At 72.8% G+C, this 19,841-nt stretch carries 20 protein-coding genes and 1 riboswitch; of the genes, 5 read left to right on the top strand and 15 right to left on the bottom strand.

Features of this window, described 5'->3' with window-relative positions; genetic code table 11:
• Window positions 1–460: 460 nt before the first annotated feature.
• The gene (locus ABT297_RS26415; protein WP_350554318.1) at window positions 461–886 is read right to left on the bottom strand and encodes a PPOX class F420-dependent oxidoreductase; all 426 of its coding nucleotides are present in this window, start codon (window positions 884–886) and stop codon (window positions 461–463) included.
• Window positions 887–1,313: 427 nt separating this feature from the next.
• On the opposite strand from ABT297_RS26415, the gene ABT297_RS26410 reads away from it, so the two are divergent.
• Window positions 1,314–1,721 carry a four-helix bundle copper-binding protein gene (locus ABT297_RS26410; protein ID WP_350554316.1) on the top strand — a complete coding sequence of 136 codons (408 nt, stop codon included), beginning with the start codon at window positions 1,314–1,316 and terminating at the stop codon, window positions 1,719–1,721.
• 33 nt (window positions 1,722–1,754) lie between these two features.
• Here the strand turns inward: ABT297_RS26410 and ABT297_RS26405 are convergent, their stop codons facing one another.
• The 3 genes from ABT297_RS26405 to ABT297_RS26395 are packed head-to-tail and all read right to left on the bottom strand — an operon-like array spanning window position 1,755 to window position 4,042.
• A complete protein-coding gene (locus tag ABT297_RS26405; RefSeq protein WP_350554314.1) occupies window positions 1,755–3,050 on the bottom strand; it encodes an NAD(P)/FAD-dependent oxidoreductase in 1,296 nt (431 codons plus the stop codon).
• A 1-nt stretch (window position 3,051) separates the two neighbouring features.
• A complete protein-coding gene (locus ABT297_RS26400; protein WP_350554312.1) occupies window positions 3,052–3,486 on the bottom strand; it encodes a DUF6582 domain-containing protein in 435 nt (144 codons plus the stop codon).
• Between the two features lie 55 nt (window positions 3,487–3,541).
• Window positions 3,542–4,042: a hemerythrin domain-containing protein gene (locus tag ABT297_RS26395; RefSeq protein ID WP_350554310.1), complete on the bottom strand. Its 501-nt coding sequence runs from the start codon at window positions 4,040–4,042 to the stop codon at window positions 3,542–3,544.
• 199 nt (window positions 4,043–4,241) lie between these two features.
• On the opposite strand from ABT297_RS26395, the gene ABT297_RS26390 reads away from it, so the two are divergent.
• The 3 genes from ABT297_RS26390 (at window position 4,242) to qcrB (ending at window position 7,308) form a co-directional block, all read left to right on the top strand.
• On the top strand, window positions 4,242–4,409 hold the full coding sequence (locus tag ABT297_RS26390) for a hypothetical protein (protein WP_350554308.1): 168 nt from the start codon (window positions 4,242–4,244) through the stop codon (window positions 4,407–4,409).
• Window positions 4,410–4,473: 64 nt separating this feature from the next.
• The gene (locus ABT297_RS26385) at window positions 4,474–4,692 is read left to right on the top strand and encodes a hypothetical protein (protein ID WP_350554306.1); all 219 of its coding nucleotides are present in this window, start codon (window positions 4,474–4,476) and stop codon (window positions 4,690–4,692) included.
• Between the two features lie 978 nt (window positions 4,693–5,670).
• Complete coding sequence (qcrB, locus tag ABT297_RS26380) at window positions 5,671–7,308, top strand: cytochrome bc1 complex cytochrome b subunit (RefSeq protein WP_350554304.1); 1,638 nt, start codon at window positions 5,671–5,673, stop codon at window positions 7,306–7,308.
• A 35-nt stretch (window positions 7,309–7,343) separates the two neighbouring features.
• Here the strand turns inward: qcrB and ABT297_RS26375 are convergent, their stop codons facing one another.
• The 6 genes from ABT297_RS26375 to ABT297_RS26350 form a co-directional block, all read right to left on the bottom strand.
• Window positions 7,344–8,240 carry a metal ABC transporter permease gene (locus tag ABT297_RS26375; protein ID WP_350554302.1) on the bottom strand — a complete coding sequence of 299 codons (897 nt, stop codon included), beginning with the start codon at window positions 8,238–8,240 and terminating at the stop codon, window positions 7,344–7,346.
• Window positions 8,227–9,102 carry a metal ABC transporter permease gene (locus ABT297_RS26370; RefSeq protein WP_350554300.1) on the bottom strand — a complete coding sequence of 292 codons (876 nt, stop codon included), beginning with the start codon at window positions 9,100–9,102 and terminating at the stop codon, window positions 8,227–8,229. The genes ABT297_RS26375 and ABT297_RS26370 overlap by 14 nt, the downstream gene beginning before the upstream one ends.
• A gap of 13 nt (window positions 9,103–9,115) precedes the next feature.
• Window positions 9,116–9,895, bottom strand: a complete 780-nt coding sequence (locus ABT297_RS26365) for a metal ABC transporter ATP-binding protein (protein ID WP_350554298.1) — start codon at window positions 9,893–9,895, stop codon at window positions 9,116–9,118.
• Window positions 9,888–10,835, bottom strand: coding sequence for a metal ABC transporter substrate-binding protein (locus tag ABT297_RS26360; RefSeq protein ID WP_350554296.1), 948 nt, complete (start codon window positions 10,833–10,835; stop codon window positions 9,888–9,890). The genes ABT297_RS26365 and ABT297_RS26360 overlap by 8 nt, the downstream gene beginning before the upstream one ends.
• 162 nt (window positions 10,836–10,997) lie before the next feature.
• On the bottom strand, window positions 10,998–11,390 hold the full coding sequence (locus ABT297_RS26355) for an SCO5389 family protein (protein WP_350554294.1): 393 nt from the start codon (window positions 11,388–11,390) through the stop codon (window positions 10,998–11,000).
• A 23-nt stretch (window positions 11,391–11,413) separates the two neighbouring features.
• Window positions 11,414–12,379, bottom strand: coding sequence for an ATP-binding protein (locus tag ABT297_RS26350; RefSeq protein WP_350554292.1), 966 nt, complete (start codon window positions 12,377–12,379; stop codon window positions 11,414–11,416).
• 200 nt (window positions 12,380–12,579) lie between these two features.
• Between ABT297_RS26350 and ABT297_RS26345 the strand changes: the two genes are divergently transcribed.
• Window positions 12,580–13,272, top strand: coding sequence for a hypothetical protein (locus ABT297_RS26345; protein WP_350554290.1), 693 nt, complete (start codon window positions 12,580–12,582; stop codon window positions 13,270–13,272).
• Window positions 13,273–13,287: 15 nt separating this feature from the next.
• Here the strand turns inward: ABT297_RS26345 and ABT297_RS26340 are convergent, their stop codons facing one another.
• From ABT297_RS26340 to ABT297_RS26320, 5 genes are all read right to left on the bottom strand, one after another.
• A complete protein-coding gene (locus ABT297_RS26340; RefSeq protein WP_350554288.1) occupies window positions 13,288–14,646 on the bottom strand; it encodes a condensation domain-containing protein in 1,359 nt (452 codons plus the stop codon).
• Between the two features lie 319 nt (window positions 14,647–14,965).
• The gene (locus ABT297_RS26335) at window positions 14,966–16,033 is read right to left on the bottom strand and encodes an MBL fold metallo-hydrolase (RefSeq protein ID WP_350554286.1); all 1,068 of its coding nucleotides are present in this window, start codon (window positions 16,031–16,033) and stop codon (window positions 14,966–14,968) included.
• Window positions 16,034–16,158: 125 nt separating this feature from the next.
• On the bottom strand, window positions 16,159–17,160 hold the full coding sequence (gap, locus tag ABT297_RS26330; RefSeq protein ID WP_350554284.1) for a type I glyceraldehyde-3-phosphate dehydrogenase: 1,002 nt from the start codon (window positions 17,158–17,160) through the stop codon (window positions 16,159–16,161).
• A gap of 116 nt (window positions 17,161–17,276) precedes the next feature.
• Window positions 17,277–18,242, bottom strand: a complete 966-nt coding sequence (locus ABT297_RS26325; protein WP_350554282.1) for a GlxA family transcriptional regulator — start codon at window positions 18,240–18,242, stop codon at window positions 17,277–17,279.
• A 182-nt stretch (window positions 18,243–18,424) separates the two neighbouring features.
• On the bottom strand, window positions 18,425–19,246 hold the full coding sequence (locus ABT297_RS26320; protein WP_350554280.1) for a hypothetical protein: 822 nt from the start codon (window positions 19,244–19,246) through the stop codon (window positions 18,425–18,427).
• A gap of 303 nt (window positions 19,247–19,549) precedes the next feature.
• A riboswitch (cyclic di-AMP (ydaO/yuaA leader) is annotated at window positions 19,550–19,693 on the bottom strand.
• Window positions 19,694–19,841 lie beyond the last annotated feature (148 nt).

Raw genomic sequence — 19,841 nt, 5'->3', positions numbered from 1 at the left:
TGGCCGCGCGCAGCCCGACCCGCGAAGCGAAGGCCTGCGTGCTCCAGGACCCGGATACGGGCGAGCTGAGCCAGGGCCTCGAAGAACTCGGCCTCCGCCTGACACAGCGGCTTGCTCAACGGACCACCCCTCACCGCCCGAAACCGTACCCTGAGCCCGCCGCGGTCCGATCATTGGCCGCGGTCTCGCCCTGTGACCGTGGCGAGGACGCGGTCCGGGCCGCTGAACACGACGCCCGGTGCGGCGTTGAGCTCCGCCATGTCCGCGCGGGCGACGCCCTGGTACGTGACGGTGCCCGATGGCCGCGAACCACGCCGCGACCGTCGCGGCGCCGGTGATCGGGCGCATCCACCCTGCCGCCGCCGTTGGCCCGCAGCGTGACGTCGGGGGAGCGGTTCCATGAGCGCGTTGCCGTCGCCGCCGGTCGCCGCGGCCAGGAACCGCCGGCCGGCCCGCCTGCTCAGCGTGCGGCCGGCGCCCAAGGGCCGACGCCGCCGATGTGCTCGACGGAGTACCGCACGATGTAGCCGGGTCCGCGCGGCGCCGGGAATTCGGTGTTCGGCGTGACGTACACCTTCGCCAGGCGGTTGAGCAGGTCCCACGCCTCGTCGGTGGCCTCGACGACGGCGCGTGTGCGCAACGCGGCGTAGTCGTTCAAGAACTTGCCCGGCACCCGCGGGGCGTCGAAGGACAGCACCACGCGCGGGTCGCGTTGGATGTTGCGCAGCTTCTGGTAGTACCCGAGGTGGCCGCTGACGAGGTCGTCGCCGTCCAGCCCGATCCAGACGACCGTGACGTGCGGGCTGCCGTCGGGGTTGACGGTGCTCACGTGGGCCATCGGACCGGACGCGACCAGATCGCGCAGCGATTCGGGCAGGGCGGTCATCGCGCGATCGTCTCCGTCACGGGCGGATCGTATCGGCGGCCCGGGTGAGCCGGGGCGGAATCGACGCTGCGGCGCGCCGACTTCGACACGAGGCGGTGCGGTCCGCGGCGGGCCGCTGGCCGGGCAGGCCCAGCCCGGTCAGCCCGGCAGTTGCCCCGCCTGATCCACGATCGCCGTCCGCAGGAGCGCACCGCAAAGGCCTCCGCCGAGGTCAGCGAGGCCTCCACAGCCTGCCCGTCGGCGAGCCCAGCCGATCGCCAGCTCAGCACACCCATCCGTCAACCTGCCCCATCGCATCCGCCCCGGCCCCGCAGGAACACCCCGCACTCATACTCGCCACTTTCCGGTCAGCGAGTTCACGTCGGGTTTCAGGCGTTTCTTGCGTGGTACTTGCGTGCAGTCGTTGCCGGACGTCGGGAGGATGGCCATGTCGCAGACCCGGGAGCTGCTTGACACGTTCGCCGTGAGTTTTCGCCCGGAGGTGGATAGCGAGCGGTTGGCGGCGGTGATCGACGCCCTGGCCGCGTGCGAGGAGGCCGTCACCACCTGCGCGGCCGCCATGGTCGCCGAGGAGGACGTCCGCGTGCTGCAGGACGCGATCGTGCGGGACCTGAACTGCGCCGATGTGGTGGCGGCGGGCCGGCGGCTGGTCAGCCGGGGCGCCGACGCCGTGCTGCTGAGCTCGATGCTGGAGGCGTGCGTGATGGCCTGTGAGCACAGCGCCGAGCTGTGCGGCAAGCATGCCCACCACCACGACCACTGCCGGATGTGCTCGCAGGCGACGCTGCGGTGCGCGGAGGCATGCCGGGAGGTCCTGCACCGGCTGCACGGTTGACCGCGCCCACGACCTGAGCTGCCGCTTGCCGCCTTACCGGGCGAGTTCGGGTGCTTCGGTGTCGAGGGGCACGGCGCGGCCGCGGACGAGGCCGAGCTGTACGCCGGGGCGGGAGTCGACCGCGGTGAACAGCCAGCCGGTGGCGGTGCGCAGCTTGTTCGCGGGCAGGGCGGCGAGATGGTAGCCGCGGGTCACGACGCGGGCGAGCGGGCCGGACAGCGGCACGTGCAGCGGGTTGGCGGTGGCCTGCCAGCCGCCGAGGTCGACGACGAAGCCGAGGTCGCGGTGGCGGTACCGCCGAGGCCTCCCGATCCCGTACGAGGCGGCGATGTTGTGCGCCACGAGCCGGCCCTGCCGTACGGCGTGCTGGGCGGTCATCGCCGTGTGCCGGCCAGGATGGTGCAGATCGGGCACGGCGGCCGCGTCACCGCACGCATAGATCTCGGGGTGCCCGGGCACGGTCAGGTACGTGTCGACGCGGACCCGGCCCTGCTCGGTGGGCAGCCCGGCGTTGTCGACGACCGGGTCGGGCCGGACGCCGACGCACCACACGAGGGTCCGCGAGGGCACGAAGCTGCCGTCGGTCAGGCGCACGCCCTCGGCGGTGGCCTCCCGTACGGAGGTGCCGGGCCGGACCTCGGCACCGCGGCCCCGCAGCACCCGCTCGGCGCCGGCGGCCATGCGCCCGTCCATGCCGGGCAGCACCTGGTCGGCGATGTCCAGCAGCAGCCACCGCGGCGGCGTGTCGCGCAGCCGCGGGTGGCGGGCGGCGACGTCGGCGGTGAGCAGCTGGCCCTGCGCGGTGACCTCGGTGCCGGTGTACCCGGCGCCGACGACCACGAAGGTCATCCGGGCGGCCCGTTCGGCCGGGTCGGCGGCGTCGTCGGCCAGTTCGATCTGGCGGATGAGGTGGTCGCGCAGGTACAGCGCCTCGGCAACGCCGCGGAAGCCGTGGGCGTGGTCGGCGACGCCCGGGATCGGCAGGAGTTTGGTGACGCTGCCGGCGGCGAGGACGAGCCGGTCGTAGCCGAGGGTGCCGCGGTTGTCCTCCGGCCCGGTGTACGACACGGTCCGCGCGCGGGTGTCGACGCCGTCGACCTCGCCGAGCACCAGCCGTACCCCGGGCAGGGTGTCCTGCAGCGGCACGCTGATCGCCCGCGGGTCGAGGGCACCGCCGGCGACCTCGGGCAGCAGCGGCAGGTACAGGAAGTAGTCGGTCGGGTTGACCAGGACGACGTCGGCGTTGCCCCGGGCCTGGCGCAGCAACGCGCGGGCCGCCTGGTAGCCGGCGAACCCCGCCCCGACGATGACGATCCGCGGCCGCGCCACCTCAGCGGCCCCCGAGCACGTTGACCAGCTCGGCCTTGGTCATGGTGGAGCGGCCCCTGATGTTGCGGCGCTTCGCCTCGGCGTACAGCTCGTCGCGCGACCATTCGTCGCGCGGCTGGTTGCGCCGGGCCATCGCCGGGGTCCGCGGCTTGTCGGAGGACTTCATCGTGGCCGTCGGTTTGCCCAGCTCCTGCCAGCGCCGCTCGGTCACGTCCACGCCGTACCGTTTCGCGGCGCGCTTGATCCGGCGGAACGCCTCCTCGCGCTCGGCGTCGGTGGCGTCTCGGACCTGATCGAACCGGGCGATCGCGTTGCGTACGTGCGTCGCGTCGTTCAGCGGTTCCTTGCGCAGCCGGGGGAACGCGAACGCGCGGTCCGGCATGGCGTTGCGGTCGGCGGCGTCCAGCTCGTGCGTGCTCTGTCTGCGTGCGGCCATGATGTCGTCTTACCCCGCACGAGGTGACCCATGCAGGGTAAGACTGGCGGCACTCTCAGGCGCGGACGGCGTCGATGGCCTTCTTTAGGGCGGCCGGCTCGATGGGCTTCGTCGGCGCCTTCGGGCGCAGCTCGAGCATCTTCGCGCCGAGATCCCGCAGCTGGTTGCGGCCGAGGCCCGCGCGGACCTTCGGGAACCAACCGTTCTCCTCCTCCTGGATGTGGCGGGTGATGGTCTCGATGAGCACGGTGACCTTCGCGTCGAAGTGGTCGTCACCGGGGTCCATCGTGAACAGCTCCAGGCACAGCACGTCGGCGATGTGATGCTCCTCGTACGACTCGAGGATGTCCTCCTCGAGGGCGGGCAGCAGCCGGCGGACCTCGGGGTACATCACCTCGTTCTCGAGGTACGTGTGCAGGGTCAGCGCCTGCAGGATCTGCTCGACGCACTGTGCCTTGCGGGCCGGCGGGCCGTCCTGTGCCGCCTGGAACTCCTTGAACAGTCGCTTGATGGTCTTGTGGTCGTCCTTGAGCAGTACGATCGCGTCGGTGGACATCGGCTCTCCTTGGTGGGTCGGGGTCGGACGGGTCCGGCCGGATGCTGCGGCCTCCGCGGTGGGTGCCGGCCGCGGGCCGAGGCGATCGACGGTGCAGGCCCATACGTGGACGCCTACCCCTGCGATGGGCCGGGAAACGACGGATGGCCGAGGCGGCTGCCGCCAGGGTCGGGGCCGGACGCGGCGTGACGGGCCGCACGTGCTGCGCGAGTACGCGTTCCTCGGTGACGGCCGCCGCGGCGCCCTGCTCGGCGGCCGCGGGCAGTACGCGGTCACCTCGCCCGACGGGGGGTCCCCGGCGATCCGCACGGGCCCCTGCTGCTGCGACAGGTCGAGGCGGTGGACGGCGACGCCGTTCGCGACGTGAGCCTCGACCTCCGTGGCGGATTCGGTCGCCGGCGGTCGGTGACGCACCGGCACCGCGACAGCTCGTGGACCGGACGCTGCGTGGGCTGCACTGGCGCTGGACCGGCGCCCCGGCGGTGCACGTCGACGACGCCGGCGTCCCGCGCGGCCGGCTGCGCGTGGCGGTGGGCGACCGGCATGACCTGGTGCTGCGGATCGCCGACCGGGATCCGGCCGGCCCGGACCCGCGGCGCGGCTGGGCGAGCACGGCCCGGCCACCGCGCCCGGCTACACGGGGACTGTGATTTCTGTCCGGCTATCCGGGCGGCGCCGCCACGGTCGGCAATTCCGGCGGACGCCATGCTCACGGAGCCTTCGGGTACTCCCTGGTACACGAACGCTCCGTGACCATGGCGTCCGCCGGGTGAGGCCCTGGGGCTGTTCGCGGCGGACGGCTCGACCCGGCCGGAGCGGCGGCGATGCGTGTCGGCCTCGTCGCGCCGCTGGGTGAGCACCTCCTCGAAGGCCGGGCCGAACGCGTCCGGATCGCCGCAGAGGCCGTCGCCGCCCGCTGGCGTGAGCCCGACGCCGGCATCTGGGAGCTGGGCGCCGACCGCTGGACCCACTCCCGGCTGACCGCCGTCGGCGGACTGCGCGCCGCGGCCGTCGCCGCCGGTCCCCGGACGGGCCGCGACTGGGCGGCCCTGGCCGACGCCATCGCCGCGGACCTCGCCCGCCACCACACCCATCCGTCCGGGCGGTGGCAGCGCGCCTGCGGACGATGCGCGGGTCGATGCGGCGCTGCTGCTGCCGGCTGCCCAGCGCGGCCCGCTCGATGCCGCCGACCTGCGACACCGGGCCACCCTCGCGGCGATCACCGCCGAGGTCACCGAGGACGGCGACGTGTACCGGAACCGGCCGGACGAACGGCCGATCACCGCCGAGCTCACCGAGGACGGCCATGTGTACCGGTACCGGCCGGACGAACGGCCGCCCGGCGAGGCGGAGGGTGCGTTTCTGCTCTGCGGCTTCGGCTCCAGGCCCTGCACCGCACGGGTGGGGAGGTGGCCGCGGTCCGGGTGGCCGTGCGCCGCCGTCCTGGCCGAGCCGGCGGCGCACGGCGCTTCCCCGGTGGGCGCCGCATGCCGTCGCGGCCGTGCGAAGAAGCCGCGCGTCTCCCACCGGCCGACGTGACTTCGCGGCGCGGCCCGGGCTTGGACGTCGTACCAGTGGGTAGCGGCAGAGACCAGGATTGCGGTCGGACCTGCCTTCGGGGAGCGGCCATGAGACGACGCAAGACCGACCTCCGGACCCTGCCGGCCAGGTCGGCGAGGGGGATCGACGAGCGGTTCCAGGCGGCCACGCCACTGCGCCGCGTGCTCAACAAGGTCTTCCCGGACCACTGGTCGTTCCTGCTGGGCGAGATCGCGCTCTACTCGTTCGTCGTGTTGCTGCTCAGCGGAACCTTCCTCGCGCTGTTCTTCGACCCGTCGATGCGCGAGTCGGCCTACGACGGCAGCTTCCCACCGCTGCGCGGCGTGGAGATGTCGCAGGCCTACAACACGACGCTGCACATCTCGTTCGACGTCCGCGGCGGCCTGTTCGTGCGGCAGATGCACCACTGGGCGGCGCTGCTGTTCGTGGCCGCGATCGTGGTGCACATGTTCCGGGTGTTTTTCACCGGCGCGTTCCGCAAGCCGCGCGAGGCCAACTGGATCGTCGGCATCCTGCTGTTCTGGCTGGCCTTCCTGGAGGGCTTCGCCGGCTACTCGCTGCCCGACGACGCGCTGTCCGGCACCGGCCTGCGCATCGCGAGCGCCATCGTGCTGTCGATCCCGATCGTCGGTACCTGGGTGACCACCTCGCTGTTCGGGGGCGAGTTCCCGGGTGAGATCATCCTGTCCCGGCTGTACATCGTGCACGTCCTGCTGGTCCCCGCCGCGCTGCTCGCGCTCATCACCGTCCACATGGGCCTGCTGGTGAAACAGAAGCACACCCAGTGGCCCGGCCCCGGCCGCACCAACGAGAACGTGGTCGGCGTGCGGATGTTCCCGAACTTCGCGGCCAAGTCCGGCGGCTTCTTCATGTTCGTGTTCGCCGCGCTCGCCCTGCTGGGCGGCCTCATCCAGATCAACCCGCTCTGGCTGTACGGGCCCTACAACGCCGCTGTCGTCTCGGCGGCGAGCCAGCCCGACTGGTACGTCATGTTCCTCGACGGCGCCGCCCGTCTCATGCCGGCGTGGGAGATCCGGTTCAGGCTGTTCGGCAACGGCTACACCGTCCCGCCGATCTTCTGGCCCACGGTCGTGCTGCCCGGCATCCTGGCGATCCTGCCGATGCTCTACCCGTTCATCGAGCAGCGCTTCGCCAAGGACAAGGCCATCCACAACCTGCTGCAGCGCCCGCGGGACAACCCGTCCCGCACCGGGCTCGGCGCGATGGCGATCATGTTCTACGCGGTGATGCTGATCTCCGGCGGCAACGACCTGGTGGCGGAGAAGTTCCACATCAGCCTCAACGCGATGATCTGGGCCGGTCGCATCGGCGCCGTGATCCTGCCGCCGCTGGCCTTCTACGTGGCGTACCGGATCGCGCTGGGCCTGCAGCAGCACGACCGCGAGGTGCTGGTCCACGGCATCGAGACCGGCATCATCCGCCGCCTGCCCGACGGCCGCTTCGTCGAGGTCCACCAGCCGCTCCCGGCGGCCGGTGAGGCCCGGGGCGCCGAGGAGGAGCGTGTCCTGGAGTACGCGGGCTGGGTGGTCCCGAAGAAGATGAACCGGATCGGCGCGCTCGCCCCGACGGTGAAGGGCTTCTTCTTCCCGATCGAGAAGCCCCCCGCGCGGCCGGTACGGCGTGACCGCGACGAGCGCGGGGAGGTCACCGCGGGCCACGAGTCCGAGAAGCCCGAGGCCGAGTAGCCGGGAGGGGCCAGGCGGTGGCGGACCGCCTCGCGTCAGGATCCGGTCGCGGGCACCGGTTCGCCGGGCGCCGCTCGGCCGGGTTCGGTCGCCGGCGGTGTCCTGCGGCGTCGGCGGTGAGCGGCGCGGGCGATCAGGCCTTGCCGCGGCGCGACGATCGTCGACAGCGCGAAGCAGGCGGCGGCCACGAGGCTGATCGCACCGCCGGCGGCGACGTCGAACGCGCGGGACAGGTACAGGCCGCCGACCGCGCTGGACACGGCGACCGCGACGGCGAAGGCGGTCATGCCCGCGACGCGGTCGGTCCACAGGCGGGCGGCACCGGCCGGGGCGACGACGAGGGCGAGGGTGAGGATCGTCCCGACGGCCGGCACCGATGTCACGACCACGGCCTCGATGAGCAGCAAGACGAGCAGGTCCATGGCGCCGGTGCGGTAGCCGGCGGCCCGGGCCCCGTGGTGGTCGAAGGCGGTGTAGAGCAGCTCCTTGTGGACCGCGGCGAGCACGAGGGCGACGCCGGCGGTGACGGCGGCCGCCACGACCAGGTCCTGCTCGCCGACGGTGAGGATGGAGCCGGTGAGGTAGGCGGTGAGATTCCTGGTGAACCCGTTCTGCGTCGACAGCAGGGCGACGCCGAGGGAGAACCCGGCGGCCAGGGCCACCGCGGTTGCCATGCTCGCGTCGTGACCGCGGCGGCGGGACAGCACGGTGACGGCGAGCGCGGCCAGCACGCCCGCGACGGCGCCGCCGAGGTACAGGTTGACGCCGAGGACGGCGGCGATGACGACGCCGGGGAAGGTGGCGTGCGTCATGGCCATGGTGAAGAACGCCTGGCGGCGCAGGACGACCTGCACGCCGATGAGCCCGCACACGCTGCCGACGAGGACCGATTCCAGCAGCGCGCGGTCGAACGCGACGTCAAGCCACCGCATCGGATGTCCTCCGCGACCGTAACGCCCGCGCGAGTCCGGCGGCGAGCAGGGTGAGCAGGTAGACGGCGACCATGGTGAGTACGACGGTGGCGCCGCCGGCCAGGCGCAGGCCGTGGGAGACCGAGGCGCGGTAGCTGATGGCGAGGCCGAGGTAGCCGGACAGGGCGGCGACGGCCACGCCGGCGAGCGTGATCGGCGCGATGCGATCGCTGACGAGCCGCCCGGTGGCGGCGGGGACGACGAGCAGGGCGATGACGAGGATGGTGCCCACCGACTGGGCGGCGGCGACCACGACGAGCGCGACAGCGAGGTTGAGCACGAGGTCGAGCAGCCAGATCCGGTAGCCCATGGCGGCGGCGGCCCGCGGGTCGAACGCGCGCAGCAGCAGCTCCTTGTGCAGCACGGCGAGCGTGGTCAGCACCAGCCCGGCGACGACGGCGGTCTGGGCGATCTGGCCGGCGGTGACGGTGAGCAGCCGGCCGAACAGGAACGACGTGAGGTCGGCGGTGTAGGAGGCGCGGCGGGAGACGAGCACGACGCCGACGGCGAACATCGCGGCGAGCAGCACGGCGAGGGCGGTGTCGTCGGTGACCCGGCGGGACCGGGTGAGCAGCGTGAGCAGGATGGCGGTGACCGCGGCGGCGGCGAGGGCGCCGGGCAGGACGCCGTCGACGCCCGCGCTGAGGAAGCCGAGCACGATGCCGGGGAAGACGGTGTGGGTCATGGCGTCGGCGACGAAGCCGAGGCGCCTTGTGAGCACGTGGGTGCTGACGACGCCGGCCAGGACGGCGAGCAGCAGCAGCTCGGTCAGCGCGCGGGCCATGAACGGGACGGAGAAGGGCTCGACCAGGGTGGCGTGCATGCGGGGGGCTGCCTCAGTGGTGGGCGACGACGATCTGGTCGCCGTGCAGTTCGAGGGCCTGGTTGCCGTACGTGGCGCGCAACAGGTCCGGGGTGAGGGTGGCGCCGGTTGGGCCGAAGCCGAACATGCGTCGGTTGAGCAGGCAGGCGTGGTCGCTGACGTGCTGGGCGAGGGCGAGGTCGTGGGTGGAGAGGAGCACGGCGGTACCCTGCCGCTTGAGCTCGCCCAGCGCGCCCAGCAGGGCGTCCTGGCTGACCAGGTCCACGCCGTTGAACGGCTCGTCGAGCAGCAGCAACCGGGGCCGCTGGGCGATCGCCCGGGCGAGCAGCACGCGCTGGCGCTGCCCGCCCGAGAGGGTGCCGAAGGTCGCCCGGGCGCGGTCCGCCAGCCCCACCTGATCGAGGGCGTCGGCGGCGATGCGCCGGTCGTCGCGGCCGGGCCGGCGCAGCCAGCCGACTTCCCGGTAGCGGCCCATCAGCACGACCTGCGCGACCGAGACCGGGAACTGGGGGTCGAGGCTGTCGGCCTGCGGCACGTACGCGACGTCGCGGCGGGCCGCCGCCGGTGCCCGCCCGAGCACGGTGACGGTGCCGCCGACGACCGGGACGAGGCCCAGGACCGCCTTGATCAGCGTGGACTTCCCGGCCCCGTTCGGGCCGATGAGCGCCACCACCTCGCCGGCGTGGACGCGGCCGGTGACCCCGGTGAGCACCGGCTCGGTGTCGTAGGCGATCGTCGCGTGGTCGATGTGCAGCGCCGCCACCGCCGGGTCAGCAGCCGCCGGGTCAGCCACCGAGGGCCCGCACGATGACGTCGGTGTTGTGTTCTTCCATCTTGAGGTAGGTGTCGCCGGCCGAGCCCTGCGGGCCGAGCGTGTCGCCGTAGAGCGCGTCCTCGCCGGCGACGACCTGCACGCCGGCCTGCCTGGCGATCGCCTCGGCGGTCTTCGGCGGCAGGGAGCTCTCGGAGAGGACCGCCTTGGTGCCGGTCTTTTTGATCTTGGCGACGATGTCGTCGATGTCCTTCGCGGACAGCTCGGCGGAGGTGTCGAAGCTCGGGATGATCGAGCCGATGAACTCCAGCTGGTACCGGTCGATGTAGTAACCGAACGCGTCGTGGTTGGTGACCAGCTTGCGGCCGTCGGGCGGCAGCTTGTCGATCTTGGCCTGGATGTCGGCGTCGAGCTTGTCCAGCTTCGCCGAGTAGTCGGCCAGGTTCTTCTCGTAGGCCGCCGCGTCGGCGGGGTCGGCGGCGGCGAAGGCCTTTCCGATGTTCTGAACCATGATCTTGGCGTTGCGGGGGTTGTGCCAGATGTGCGGGTCGCCGTCCTGCTGCTCCTCGTCACCGTTGCCCTGGCGGATCTTCACGCCGGTGCTGGCGTCGACGGTGGTGCCCTTGAAGCCGGCGGCGGAGATTGTCTCGTCGAGCCATTTCTCCAGGCCGAGACCGCTCTTCACGACGACCTTGGCGGCACCGATCGCGGTGATGTCGGCCGGGGTCGGCTCGTACTCGTGGGGGTCGATGTTGGGCTTGAGGATCTGGGTGACCGTCACCTTGTCGCCGCCGATGTTGCGGGCGAAGTCGGCGACCTGGGTGGTCGTGGCCACCACCGCGAGCTTGCCGTCGCCGGCCGCGGCGAGCTGCGGGGTGGCGTTGTCGCCGCACGCGGTGAGTGGTGCCGTCAGCGCTGCGGCGAGTGCGAAGGCCGTTATGGGACGCCGGGAAGGGCGCATGGTTGTGCTCCTCGGACAAGGGGTGAGGCTCAGTTGCGTGAACGCGCCAGACGATACTCGTTTTCATTTTCAATAACGAGCCGTCGCATCGCGATGTACGCATGGGCCGCCCGGGCCCCGGCGGGGGCGATCGCCGCGATCAGCCCCGCCGAGGCGTCCGCGTCAGCAGTCGCGCAGCTGCGGCGACTGGTTGAGCAACTGCCCGCGCGGCGAGACGAACGCCCGGTAGCGCTCGCCGCCCACCGCCGCGGGACTGAAGGCCGCGACCCGGTGGCAGTTCTGGAACGCCAGGCTCACGCCGAAGTGCCGCTCGAGGCCGCCGCGGATCGCGTCGCTGGCCAGGGCCCGCAGCAGCTGCCCGCGCTCGGCCTCGCCCGGCGGCGGCACGCTGTGGTCGGCGAAGTCGTCGCCGCCCTGCCGCAGGTCGGCGACGACGCCGCTGATGACGGTCCAGGCGTACGGCAGGGAGTCCCGCACGCAGGCGACGAACTCGGCGTCGTCGACCGGGCCGGCCTCGGCGCGTTCCAGCAGGGCGGTCGGTACGGTCAGGGACATTCGTTCCTCCTCGGATGCGGTGTTCAGCGCGCGGCGGCGGTCGCCGGCGCCAGGGTGAAGCCGGGTTCGATCTGGTCGGTGAGGTCGGCGCCGGCGCGGGCGTTGCCCCAGGCGAGCGCGTTGCGGACGTGGAACTCGGCCGCCAGAGCCGCGTAGCGCCTCCAGTCCTTCTCGCACCCGTCCAGGGCCGCGCGCATCGTGGCCAGGGCGTGCGCGTTGTGCGGCTCGAGCGCGTCGATCGGCAGGAAGCGGCCGCGCTCGGCGGCCTTGACGAACGGCGAGCGGCCCACCCAGCACAGCAGGTCGTCGCCGACCTCGGCGCGCAGGAACGCCACGTCCTCGGCGTCGTCGACCTTGTTGCCGACGACCGCGACGCGCACGCCGTGGTCGCGGGCGTAGCCGACGTACTGGCGGTACACCCCGACGCTGCGCACCGTCGGCTCACACACCAGGAAGGTGAGGTCGAACCGGGTGAACAGCCCCGACGCGAACGAGTCGGCGCCCGCGGTCATGTCCACCACCGCGTACTCGCCATGCCCGTCGACCATGTGGTTGAGCAGCAGCTCCACCGCGCCGACCTTCGAGTGGTAGCAGGCCACGCCGAGGTCGTCGGCGGCGAACGGGCCGGTCACCGCCAGCCGCACCCCGCCGGCGGTGCGCACGAGCCGCTCGTACAGCGGGTTCTGCTCGTCCACTCGCAGCAGTCGCGACCCGGAGCCGGGCGGCGTCGTCTTGAGCATCGCCGCCGCCGACGCGATCCGCGGGTTGTCTCCCCGCAGGTACTCCTTGATCGCGTCCAGGTGATCGCCGAGCGCGGGCAGCGGCGCCGCCTCCTCGGGATCGGCGCCCAGCGCCACGGCCAGATGCTGGTTGATGTCGGCGTCAAAGGCCAGCACGCGCGGGCCGTCCTGGACCGCGAGGAACCGGCAGAACAATGCGGCCAGGGTGGTCTTCCCGCTACCACCCTTGCCGACGAAGGCAGCTTTCACTCCTTGTTGGTATCGGTTTTCATTTCCATAGTCAAGCGGAACCGCCGGACGGCAACCGCTCGGATGGATCGTGGTTCCACCGGCACCGCGGGGAGCGCTAGACTCGGCGGCCTACCAACGTCCGCCCGGAGGTCTTCGGCGAGCCCCGGGCCGTCTTCTGGAGGGCCCGTGCGTCCTGCCTCGCCGAAGCCGCGTGCGGCATGACCAATCGCATCCGACCCCGCCCGGGCGCTCGCGGTGCCGTCCGCACCGCCGGTCGATCGCCGCTGCCCCGCTGGATCTACCCGGCCCTTGCCGTCGCCCTCGCCGTCGGTCTCGCCGTGGGGGCACTGATCGGTGCCGCCACGGCCGACCCGCGCACGGAGCAGCAGAAACGCATCGACGCGATGCAGGCCGCCGACGTCCAGCGTGACGCCGACCAGGTGGTCGCGCTCACCGATCAGGCCCGCCGCGTGCGCGACCTGCTCGGCTCGACGCTCGACGGCCTCCTCACGGCCCTGCCGCCCGGTGCGGCCCCGGGTCCGCCGGCCACCGCCGCCCAGGCCGAGGGCTGGAAGGCGGCCACCCGCCAGGCCGCCGGCGAGTTCGCGAATCCGCCGTCGGCCGGCACCGCCGTCAACGTCGCCCGGGGCGGGCTCGCCGCCGGGGCGCGCCAGCTCGACCTCGCCGTCGACACCTATGCCGCGGCGCTGAAGGCCGGCGACGACCTGCGTCCGGCGCTGCTGGGCCTCGCCTCACGTCAGCGCGACAGCGCCATCGCGAGCTGGTCCATCGGCGCGACCCAGCTCGATCAGCTCAGCGTCGACACCGGTCACGGCCATCAGCACGTGTTCCTGCCCCACGCGCCCGGCCAGGGCGCGATGACCGCGGACGGTGAGCGCGAGGGCGGGTGAACCGAGCGCGCCGGGCTACCCGGTCCGGCCCGCGACCGCGGTGGCCCGGTCCAGCGCGGCGGTCACGACGAGCGACTCGATGCCGCGCAGGCAGGTCTCCAGCATCGCGGGCGAGACGGACGCGGTGTCCACCCGCCAGGTGAGCTCGATGCCGTCCGCGACGGCGTCGACGTGCAGGTAACAGGTGGCGTCGAATTCGTTGGAGCGGGGACCCCAGCGCAGGCTGCTGCGGGGCAGCGCATCGCTGATCTGCCGCGGCGTGGGGAGCGCACCGGCGGGCGCCTGCGCGGCCGAGCGGCGGCGGTCGTTGAAGTAGCACAGGGTGTCGAGCTCGGTGTCGCGCTCGGCGCCGACCTGGTCCACGAGCGCCCAGAGGTCGCTGGGGTGGTAGTACGCGTGCATCCCGGCGGCGAGCTGGCTGTTCCAGGCGCGGGCGACGACCTCGTCGAACGTGTCGGCGGCGGTGTCGATGACGGCGAGGCCGGCCTGCGCCAGGTTGCTCACCGAGGCGGCGAAGCCGGGCCGGAAGCGGTTGCTCACGACGATGCGGAACGCCCCGACCGGCTGCCCGGAGAGGCGTCCGAGCATGACCGCGTACGCGGCGAGCAGGACGGTGCCGGTGTGCACCTTCGTGCGGTCGGCGACCGCCGCCAGGGCGAGGGCCGTCGCGGGCGTCGTGAAGGTGGCCTCCCACCATCGCTCGTCCTGCGGGACCAGCGCTTCGGCGAAGCGCCGCGGCTCGATGGAGCGCAGGTGGCGATCCCAGTACCGCTGCGAGGCCTCGTGCTGGCGGCGCGCGGACCGGCCGCGCTGCGCCCGGGCGAGCTCGAGCGGCTGGATGCCGTCCACCGGGGCGAGCTGCCGGCCGGTGACCGGTTCGAGGTTGGCGAGGTCGGCGACGAGCGCCTCGAAGCCGTATCCGTCGATGGCCATGTGACAGTACAGCGCGACGAGGTGGACGGCGCGGTCGCCGTCGGCGATCACCGCCATCCGCACCGGCCAGTCGGTGGCCGGGTCCCAGTGGGTGGCCTCGTAGCGCGCGCGGACGGCGGCCGCCAGCCGCTCGGGGTCACCATCGTCGCGGTACACCTCGAGCGTGACCTCGCCACCGCGGACGAGCTGTTGCTTCGGGGGACCGTCGCCGTCGATCAGCAGCCGGGTGCGTAACGACTGGTGGCGGCTCATGATGAAGCCCAGCAGGGTCGCGATGTCCCGCACGGTGGTGCCGGCATCGAGCGGCATCGTGCCGCCGGTCCACTCGGTGGCCTTGACGATCAGCATCGACCGCCAGGCGGCGAACTGTCCCCAGGTCAGTTCCTCGACGCCGTCGCCTTCGCCGTCGAACGGCACAGTGATGCGTTGTGTCGCGTGCATTCCCGTCCTTGTCGACGTCGGAGGAAGGAACCTGCGCCGGCCGCGTTTCCGCGAGTGCCGGCGCAGCGTCGAGGTGACCCGGCTCCTTAGAGGTTGCGCACGCCCTTCATGGGTGACCTCCTTCCGGGCGGTGTCCGTCGTTGGCCCCGAACAATAGCGTCGGTTGGGCCGCTGGGGAAGAATTTCACCATTCGAAAGACGTCAATTGGACTCAATGTCCAAGTATTCATCGTGATCAACGCGAATTCGAGGGGTGCGGCGAGGGTCCGAACGAGGGGCCATCGTGGGCGGCGACGGTTCGGCCGGCTGTGCGGCGCGGTCAGGCGGTACGGAACCGCCGGACCGGGCCGTCCGGGGACGGGTCGCGCTCGGCGTGCAGGCGGCCCTGCGAGACCAGAAGCTCGAGGTGGGCGGCGGTCTCGCAGACGGCCAGCATCCGGTTGAACAGGTCGAGGTCGTCGAAGCGGCGCTCGCGGCGGGTCCACGGCAGCCGCGCCGCGATCTCCAGCCCGGTCTCCGCGCCTCGGGCGACCGCCTTCTCGGTCTGCTCCAGGCGGGCGCCGTGGTGCTCGACCAGCTCGTCGACGCGGCGGTGCACGCTCGGGGCCGCCGGGCCGTGCGCGGGCAGCAACAGCGCGTCGGGCCGGGAGCGGACCAGTGCCAGCGAACCCAGGTAGTCGCGCAGCGGATTGGGTGCGATGGCGACGTCGAAGCCGATCGACGGGGTGATCCCGGGCAGCACGTGGTCGCCGGCGAACAGCACGCCCGCGGCCTCGTCGTGAAACACCACGTGACCGTTGGTGTGGCCGGGCGTCGGCAGCACCGTGAGGGCCCGCCCGGCGACCTGGAGCGTCTCCTGGCCGTCGAACCAGTCGTCGGGGGCCTCCCACAGCCCCCGCTGGTCCGGCGGCGCATCGGCCGGCATGTGGGCGGCGATCTCCCGCACGAGGTCCTGCGCGCCCATCTGCGCGAGGGTGCGCAGCTGCCCCTCGAGCGCCGGACGGCTGGGGTCGTGCGCGTGCTCGATCGTCGCGCGCTCGCCGGCGCCGAGGCTGATCCGGGTGCCGAACTCGCGGCGCAGGGCGACCGCCTGCGTGTAGTGGTCGCGGTGCACGTGCGTGACGAGGAACCGGCGGATGTCCGCCGGTGCGTGGCCCAGCCCGTCGAGGGCGCCGACCAGCCGGGCCCGCGACTCGGGGACGGCCCACCCGGCGTCGATGAGGACGAGACCGTCGGCGGCGGCGAGCGCGTACACGTTGACCGCCCGCAGGCCGTCCAGCGGCAGCGGCAACGGGATCCGGTGTACGCCGGGCGCCTCCTCGAAGGCCCCGGGCTCGGTCCAGGCGGCGCTCAGCACGTCACCGCGCGGGCCGTCGCCTTTGTGCACCTCGTCGGGGCCTCCAGTGGCATCTCCGCAGAGTAGCCCAGGCGGCCGTGGGGGAGCGCGTCGACCACCCCGGCCGGGCGTGATGGGCGACCGGGTGGCGACCTGCGTCGCCGGGCTATCGCGGGTCAGCCGGCCGCGAGCAGCTCGAGGGTGTCGACGACCCGGTTGGAGAAGCCCCACTCGTTGTCGTACCAGGCGACGACCTTCACGTGCCGGCCGTCGACGAGGGTGAGCGCGGCGTCGAAGACCGAGGACGCGGGATCGCCGACGATGTCGCTCGACACGATCGGATCGGTGGCGTACTCCAGGATGCCCGCGAGTGGCCCGTCCGCCGCCGTTCGGTAGGCGGCCAGCACCTCGTCGCGCGTCACCGCGCGCTCGACGGTCGCGTTGAGCTCCACGAGCGAGCCGACGGGCACGGGCACGCGGATGGAGTCGCCGGAGAGCTTGCCGGCCAGGCGCGGCAGCACGAGCCCGATCGCCTTGGCGGCGCCGGTCGTGGTGGGCGCGATGTTGACACCGGCGGCGCGGGCGCGGCGCAGGTCGCGGTGCGGGCCGTCCTGCAGGTTCTGCTCCTGGGTGTAGGCGTGCACGGTCGTCATGAAGCCGTGCTCGATGCCGGCCAGCTCGTCGAGCACGGCGGCGAGCGGCGCGAGCGCGTTCGTCGTGCACGAGGCGTTCGAGACGATCGTGTGCGCGGCCGGGTCGTACGCGCCGGTGTTGACGCCGTAGGCGAGCGTGACGTCGGCGCCGGCCGACGGGGCGCCCACGAGCACGCGCCTCGCGCCGGCGTCCAGGTGCGCGCGGGCCGCGTCGGCGGCGGTGAACCGGCCGGTCGCCTCCAGTACGAGTTCGACACCGAGCTCGGCCCACGGCAGCTTCGCGGGCTCCCGCTCGGCGAGCACCCGGATGCGGCGGCCGTCGACGACGAGCGCGTCGTCGTCGACCAGGACGGGACGGCCGAGCCGGCCGAGGGTGCTGTCGTAGCGCAACAGGTGGGCGAGGGTCTCGGGGCTGGCGAGGTCGTTGACGGCGACGACGTCGAGGTCGCTGCCGCGCTCGAGGAGCGCGCGCAGCACGCTGCGGCCGATGCGGCCGAATCCGTTGACGGCGATGCGGGTGGTCATCCTGATGGCGTCCTTTCGTTCGCCCTCGATGCTCGTCCGCGGCCGCGCGCGCCGACAGGCGGTGCCGCGCCAGGCCGCGCAAGGATCGCGCCAGGCTCGTCACCGGCCCGATCCGGTCAGGACGCGCGTGGCACCGGCCGGGCGAACGTGCGCCGGTACTCGCTCGGCGAGGTGCCGAGGATGCGCTGGAAGTGCAGCCGCAGGTTGGCGCCGGTGCCGAGCCCGACCTGGGCGGCGATCTGCTCGACGCCGAGGTCGCTGCGCTCGAGCAGCTCGCGGGCCCGGTCGACGCGGGCGCGGAGGATCCACTGGGTTGGCGTGTAACCGGTCTCCTCGACGAAGCGGCGCGAGAACGTGCGCGCCGAGACGTTGGCGTTACGGGCGAGGTCGCCCAGCGCGAGGGGCTCGCCGAGCCGTTCGAGGGCCCACTGGCGGGTGGCGACGAAGTGCTCGCCGGCGGCCTCGGGCACGCTGCGGGGAATGTACTGCACCTGGCCGCCGCTGCGGTACGGCGCGGCGACGAGGCGCCGGGCGACGCGGTTGGCGAGGGCCACGCCGTGGTCGCGGCGCACGAGGTGCAGACAGAGGTCGATGCCGCTGGCGGCGCCGGCCGACGTGAGCACCTCGCCCTCGTCGACGAAGAGCACGTCCTCGTCGACGCGGATCCCGGGGTGCCGGCGGGCGAGCTCGTGCGTGTAATGCCAGTGCGTCGTCGCGCGCTTGCCGTCGAGCAGTCCGGTCGCGGCGAGCGCGAAGGCGCCGGTCGAGATGGCCGCGAGCCGCACCCCTCGGCCGTGCGCGGCGCGCAGGGCGGCGACGACCTCGGCGGGCGGGTGCTCCCGGTCGGGGTGCCGGTAGCCGGGGATGAAGATCGTGTCGGCGGCGGCGAAGGCGTCGAGCCCCTCGGCCACGTGGTAGGAGAGGCCGTCGCCCCCGGCGACGAGGCCCGGGGCGGCGCCGCACACGTGCACCGCGTAGGGCATGCTCGGGCGGTTGGTGAACACCTGGGCCGGGATGCCCACATCGAGCGGCTTCGCCCCGTCGAGCACCAGCACGACCACGCGGTGGTTCCGCTCGGCCATCCCGCCCCCTTCCGTCGCCCGTGCAGCCTCGCACCGCCGGCCGCGGGCCGACAGTGGCGAGATTGCCATGTACCGCAAGTTTCCCGCCATCCGCGGGGAACTTCCGTGCGGCCGGGAGGAGGAAGAGCGCGCCGAGCCTGCGGCTGCGGCGCCCCGCCGGGCGCCGCAGCCGGCGGCTCGCACTATGCGACGGCGATCACGATCTGCTCGGCGAGGGTCTGCCACTTGGCGTAGGCGTCCGGGAACGCCGACACCTGTACCGTCTGCGCCGCCACGGTGACCGGCATCTGCTCCCAGCCGGAGACCTTCATCAGCGCCGCGTAGAAGCGGCGCGCGGACTCGGCCGGATCCATCAGCTGGGTGACGCTGCCCCAGCTCGGCCGCTGCTGGAACAGGCCGACCGAGTCGTGGTCGTTCCCGACGCCCTCGTTGGGCACGTTGAGCGAGGCCGGCACGTTGGGGTTCGCGAGGTTGCGCAGATGGCTTTCCTGCAAGGCGGTCGCGATCGCCACCACGAAGGCGCGGTGCGGCAGGTCCAGTTGCTGCCCGGCCCGGATGATCGCGACGGCGTTGTTCATCTCGGTCTGGTTCAGCCCGCCGATGGGAGCGTGGACCGTCGGCGACGACGCGGCCGGCTGCGGTGCCGCCGCCGTGCTCTTCGCCGGTGACGGAGGGTTCTGTGCCGGTGACTGCTGCGGTTGCGTGCCGGCCGGGGACGACGGCTGCCGGCCGGGCTCGTCGCCCCGGCGCGCGTCGCGACGGGACGCGCGGTTCTCGGCGTCCGCCACCCGCTCGGGGTCGTTCTGATACGCGGTTTCGGCCTGCGCCATGGTGTTGTCCGGTGTGGTGCCCGGTGACAGGAACAGCACACCGATCGCCGCGAACGCGACGACCCCGGCCGAGTACAGGCCGATCCTCGGGCGGGCCGCCGAGTGGCGGCCGCGGCGGTAGCGTCGCAGGTGACGGAGGCCGCGCCGGCGCGGCTCGGTCTCATCGGCCGGCATGGGACGACCTCACGGCGGGTGGGCGGTGTTGCTTGCGGTGCTTCACGAAAACCTCGACAGATGTGGTGAGAACGCGGCTGCTGCTGGATTGCGGACGCGGCGCCGGTGGTCCGGGCCGGCACGGACCCAGGGCACGGGCCATCGACCGTCCACAGGGGATGGTTGAGGTGGGGTGCCTGGTGTGCCGGTGCGGCCGGTGCGCGCGCCGGGAACGGTTACCGGACCGGACGATGCCCTTGTTGTGCCGGCCGGCCTGCGGGGCCGCGGGTCGAGGTGTGACGCCATGCGAGGGTGTGCACGCGATGCTCCTTCCGATACCGCCTACCGGGTTAGCTGACGGATTCGGGCGGGAGGATCGCCCTACCTCACGGCGCGTGGCCGCTCGGATTCACCCCAGTTACGCTTGGTTCCCCGGTTCGTGCGAGCACGACTCAGCGGGTCCGCCGCGGTGTCACCCTCCACAGTGACAGCCGACGCAGCGAACGTCATGACCATAACGGCTGCGTAAACGTAGGTGAACCCCCTGAGGGGAACTGACAAGGTGCGCGTGGCGGCATGGCGTTCTGCAGCGTGTCGCGAACGTTTTGCCTGGTGG

This window comes from Dactylosporangium sp. NPDC000555, assembly GCF_040300025.1.
GTDB lineage: Bacteria > Actinomycetota > Actinomycetes > Mycobacteriales > Micromonosporaceae > Dactylosporangium.
Note: the sequence above shows the minus strand (reverse complement) of the source record. Positions and strands in the feature narration are given on the sequence as shown.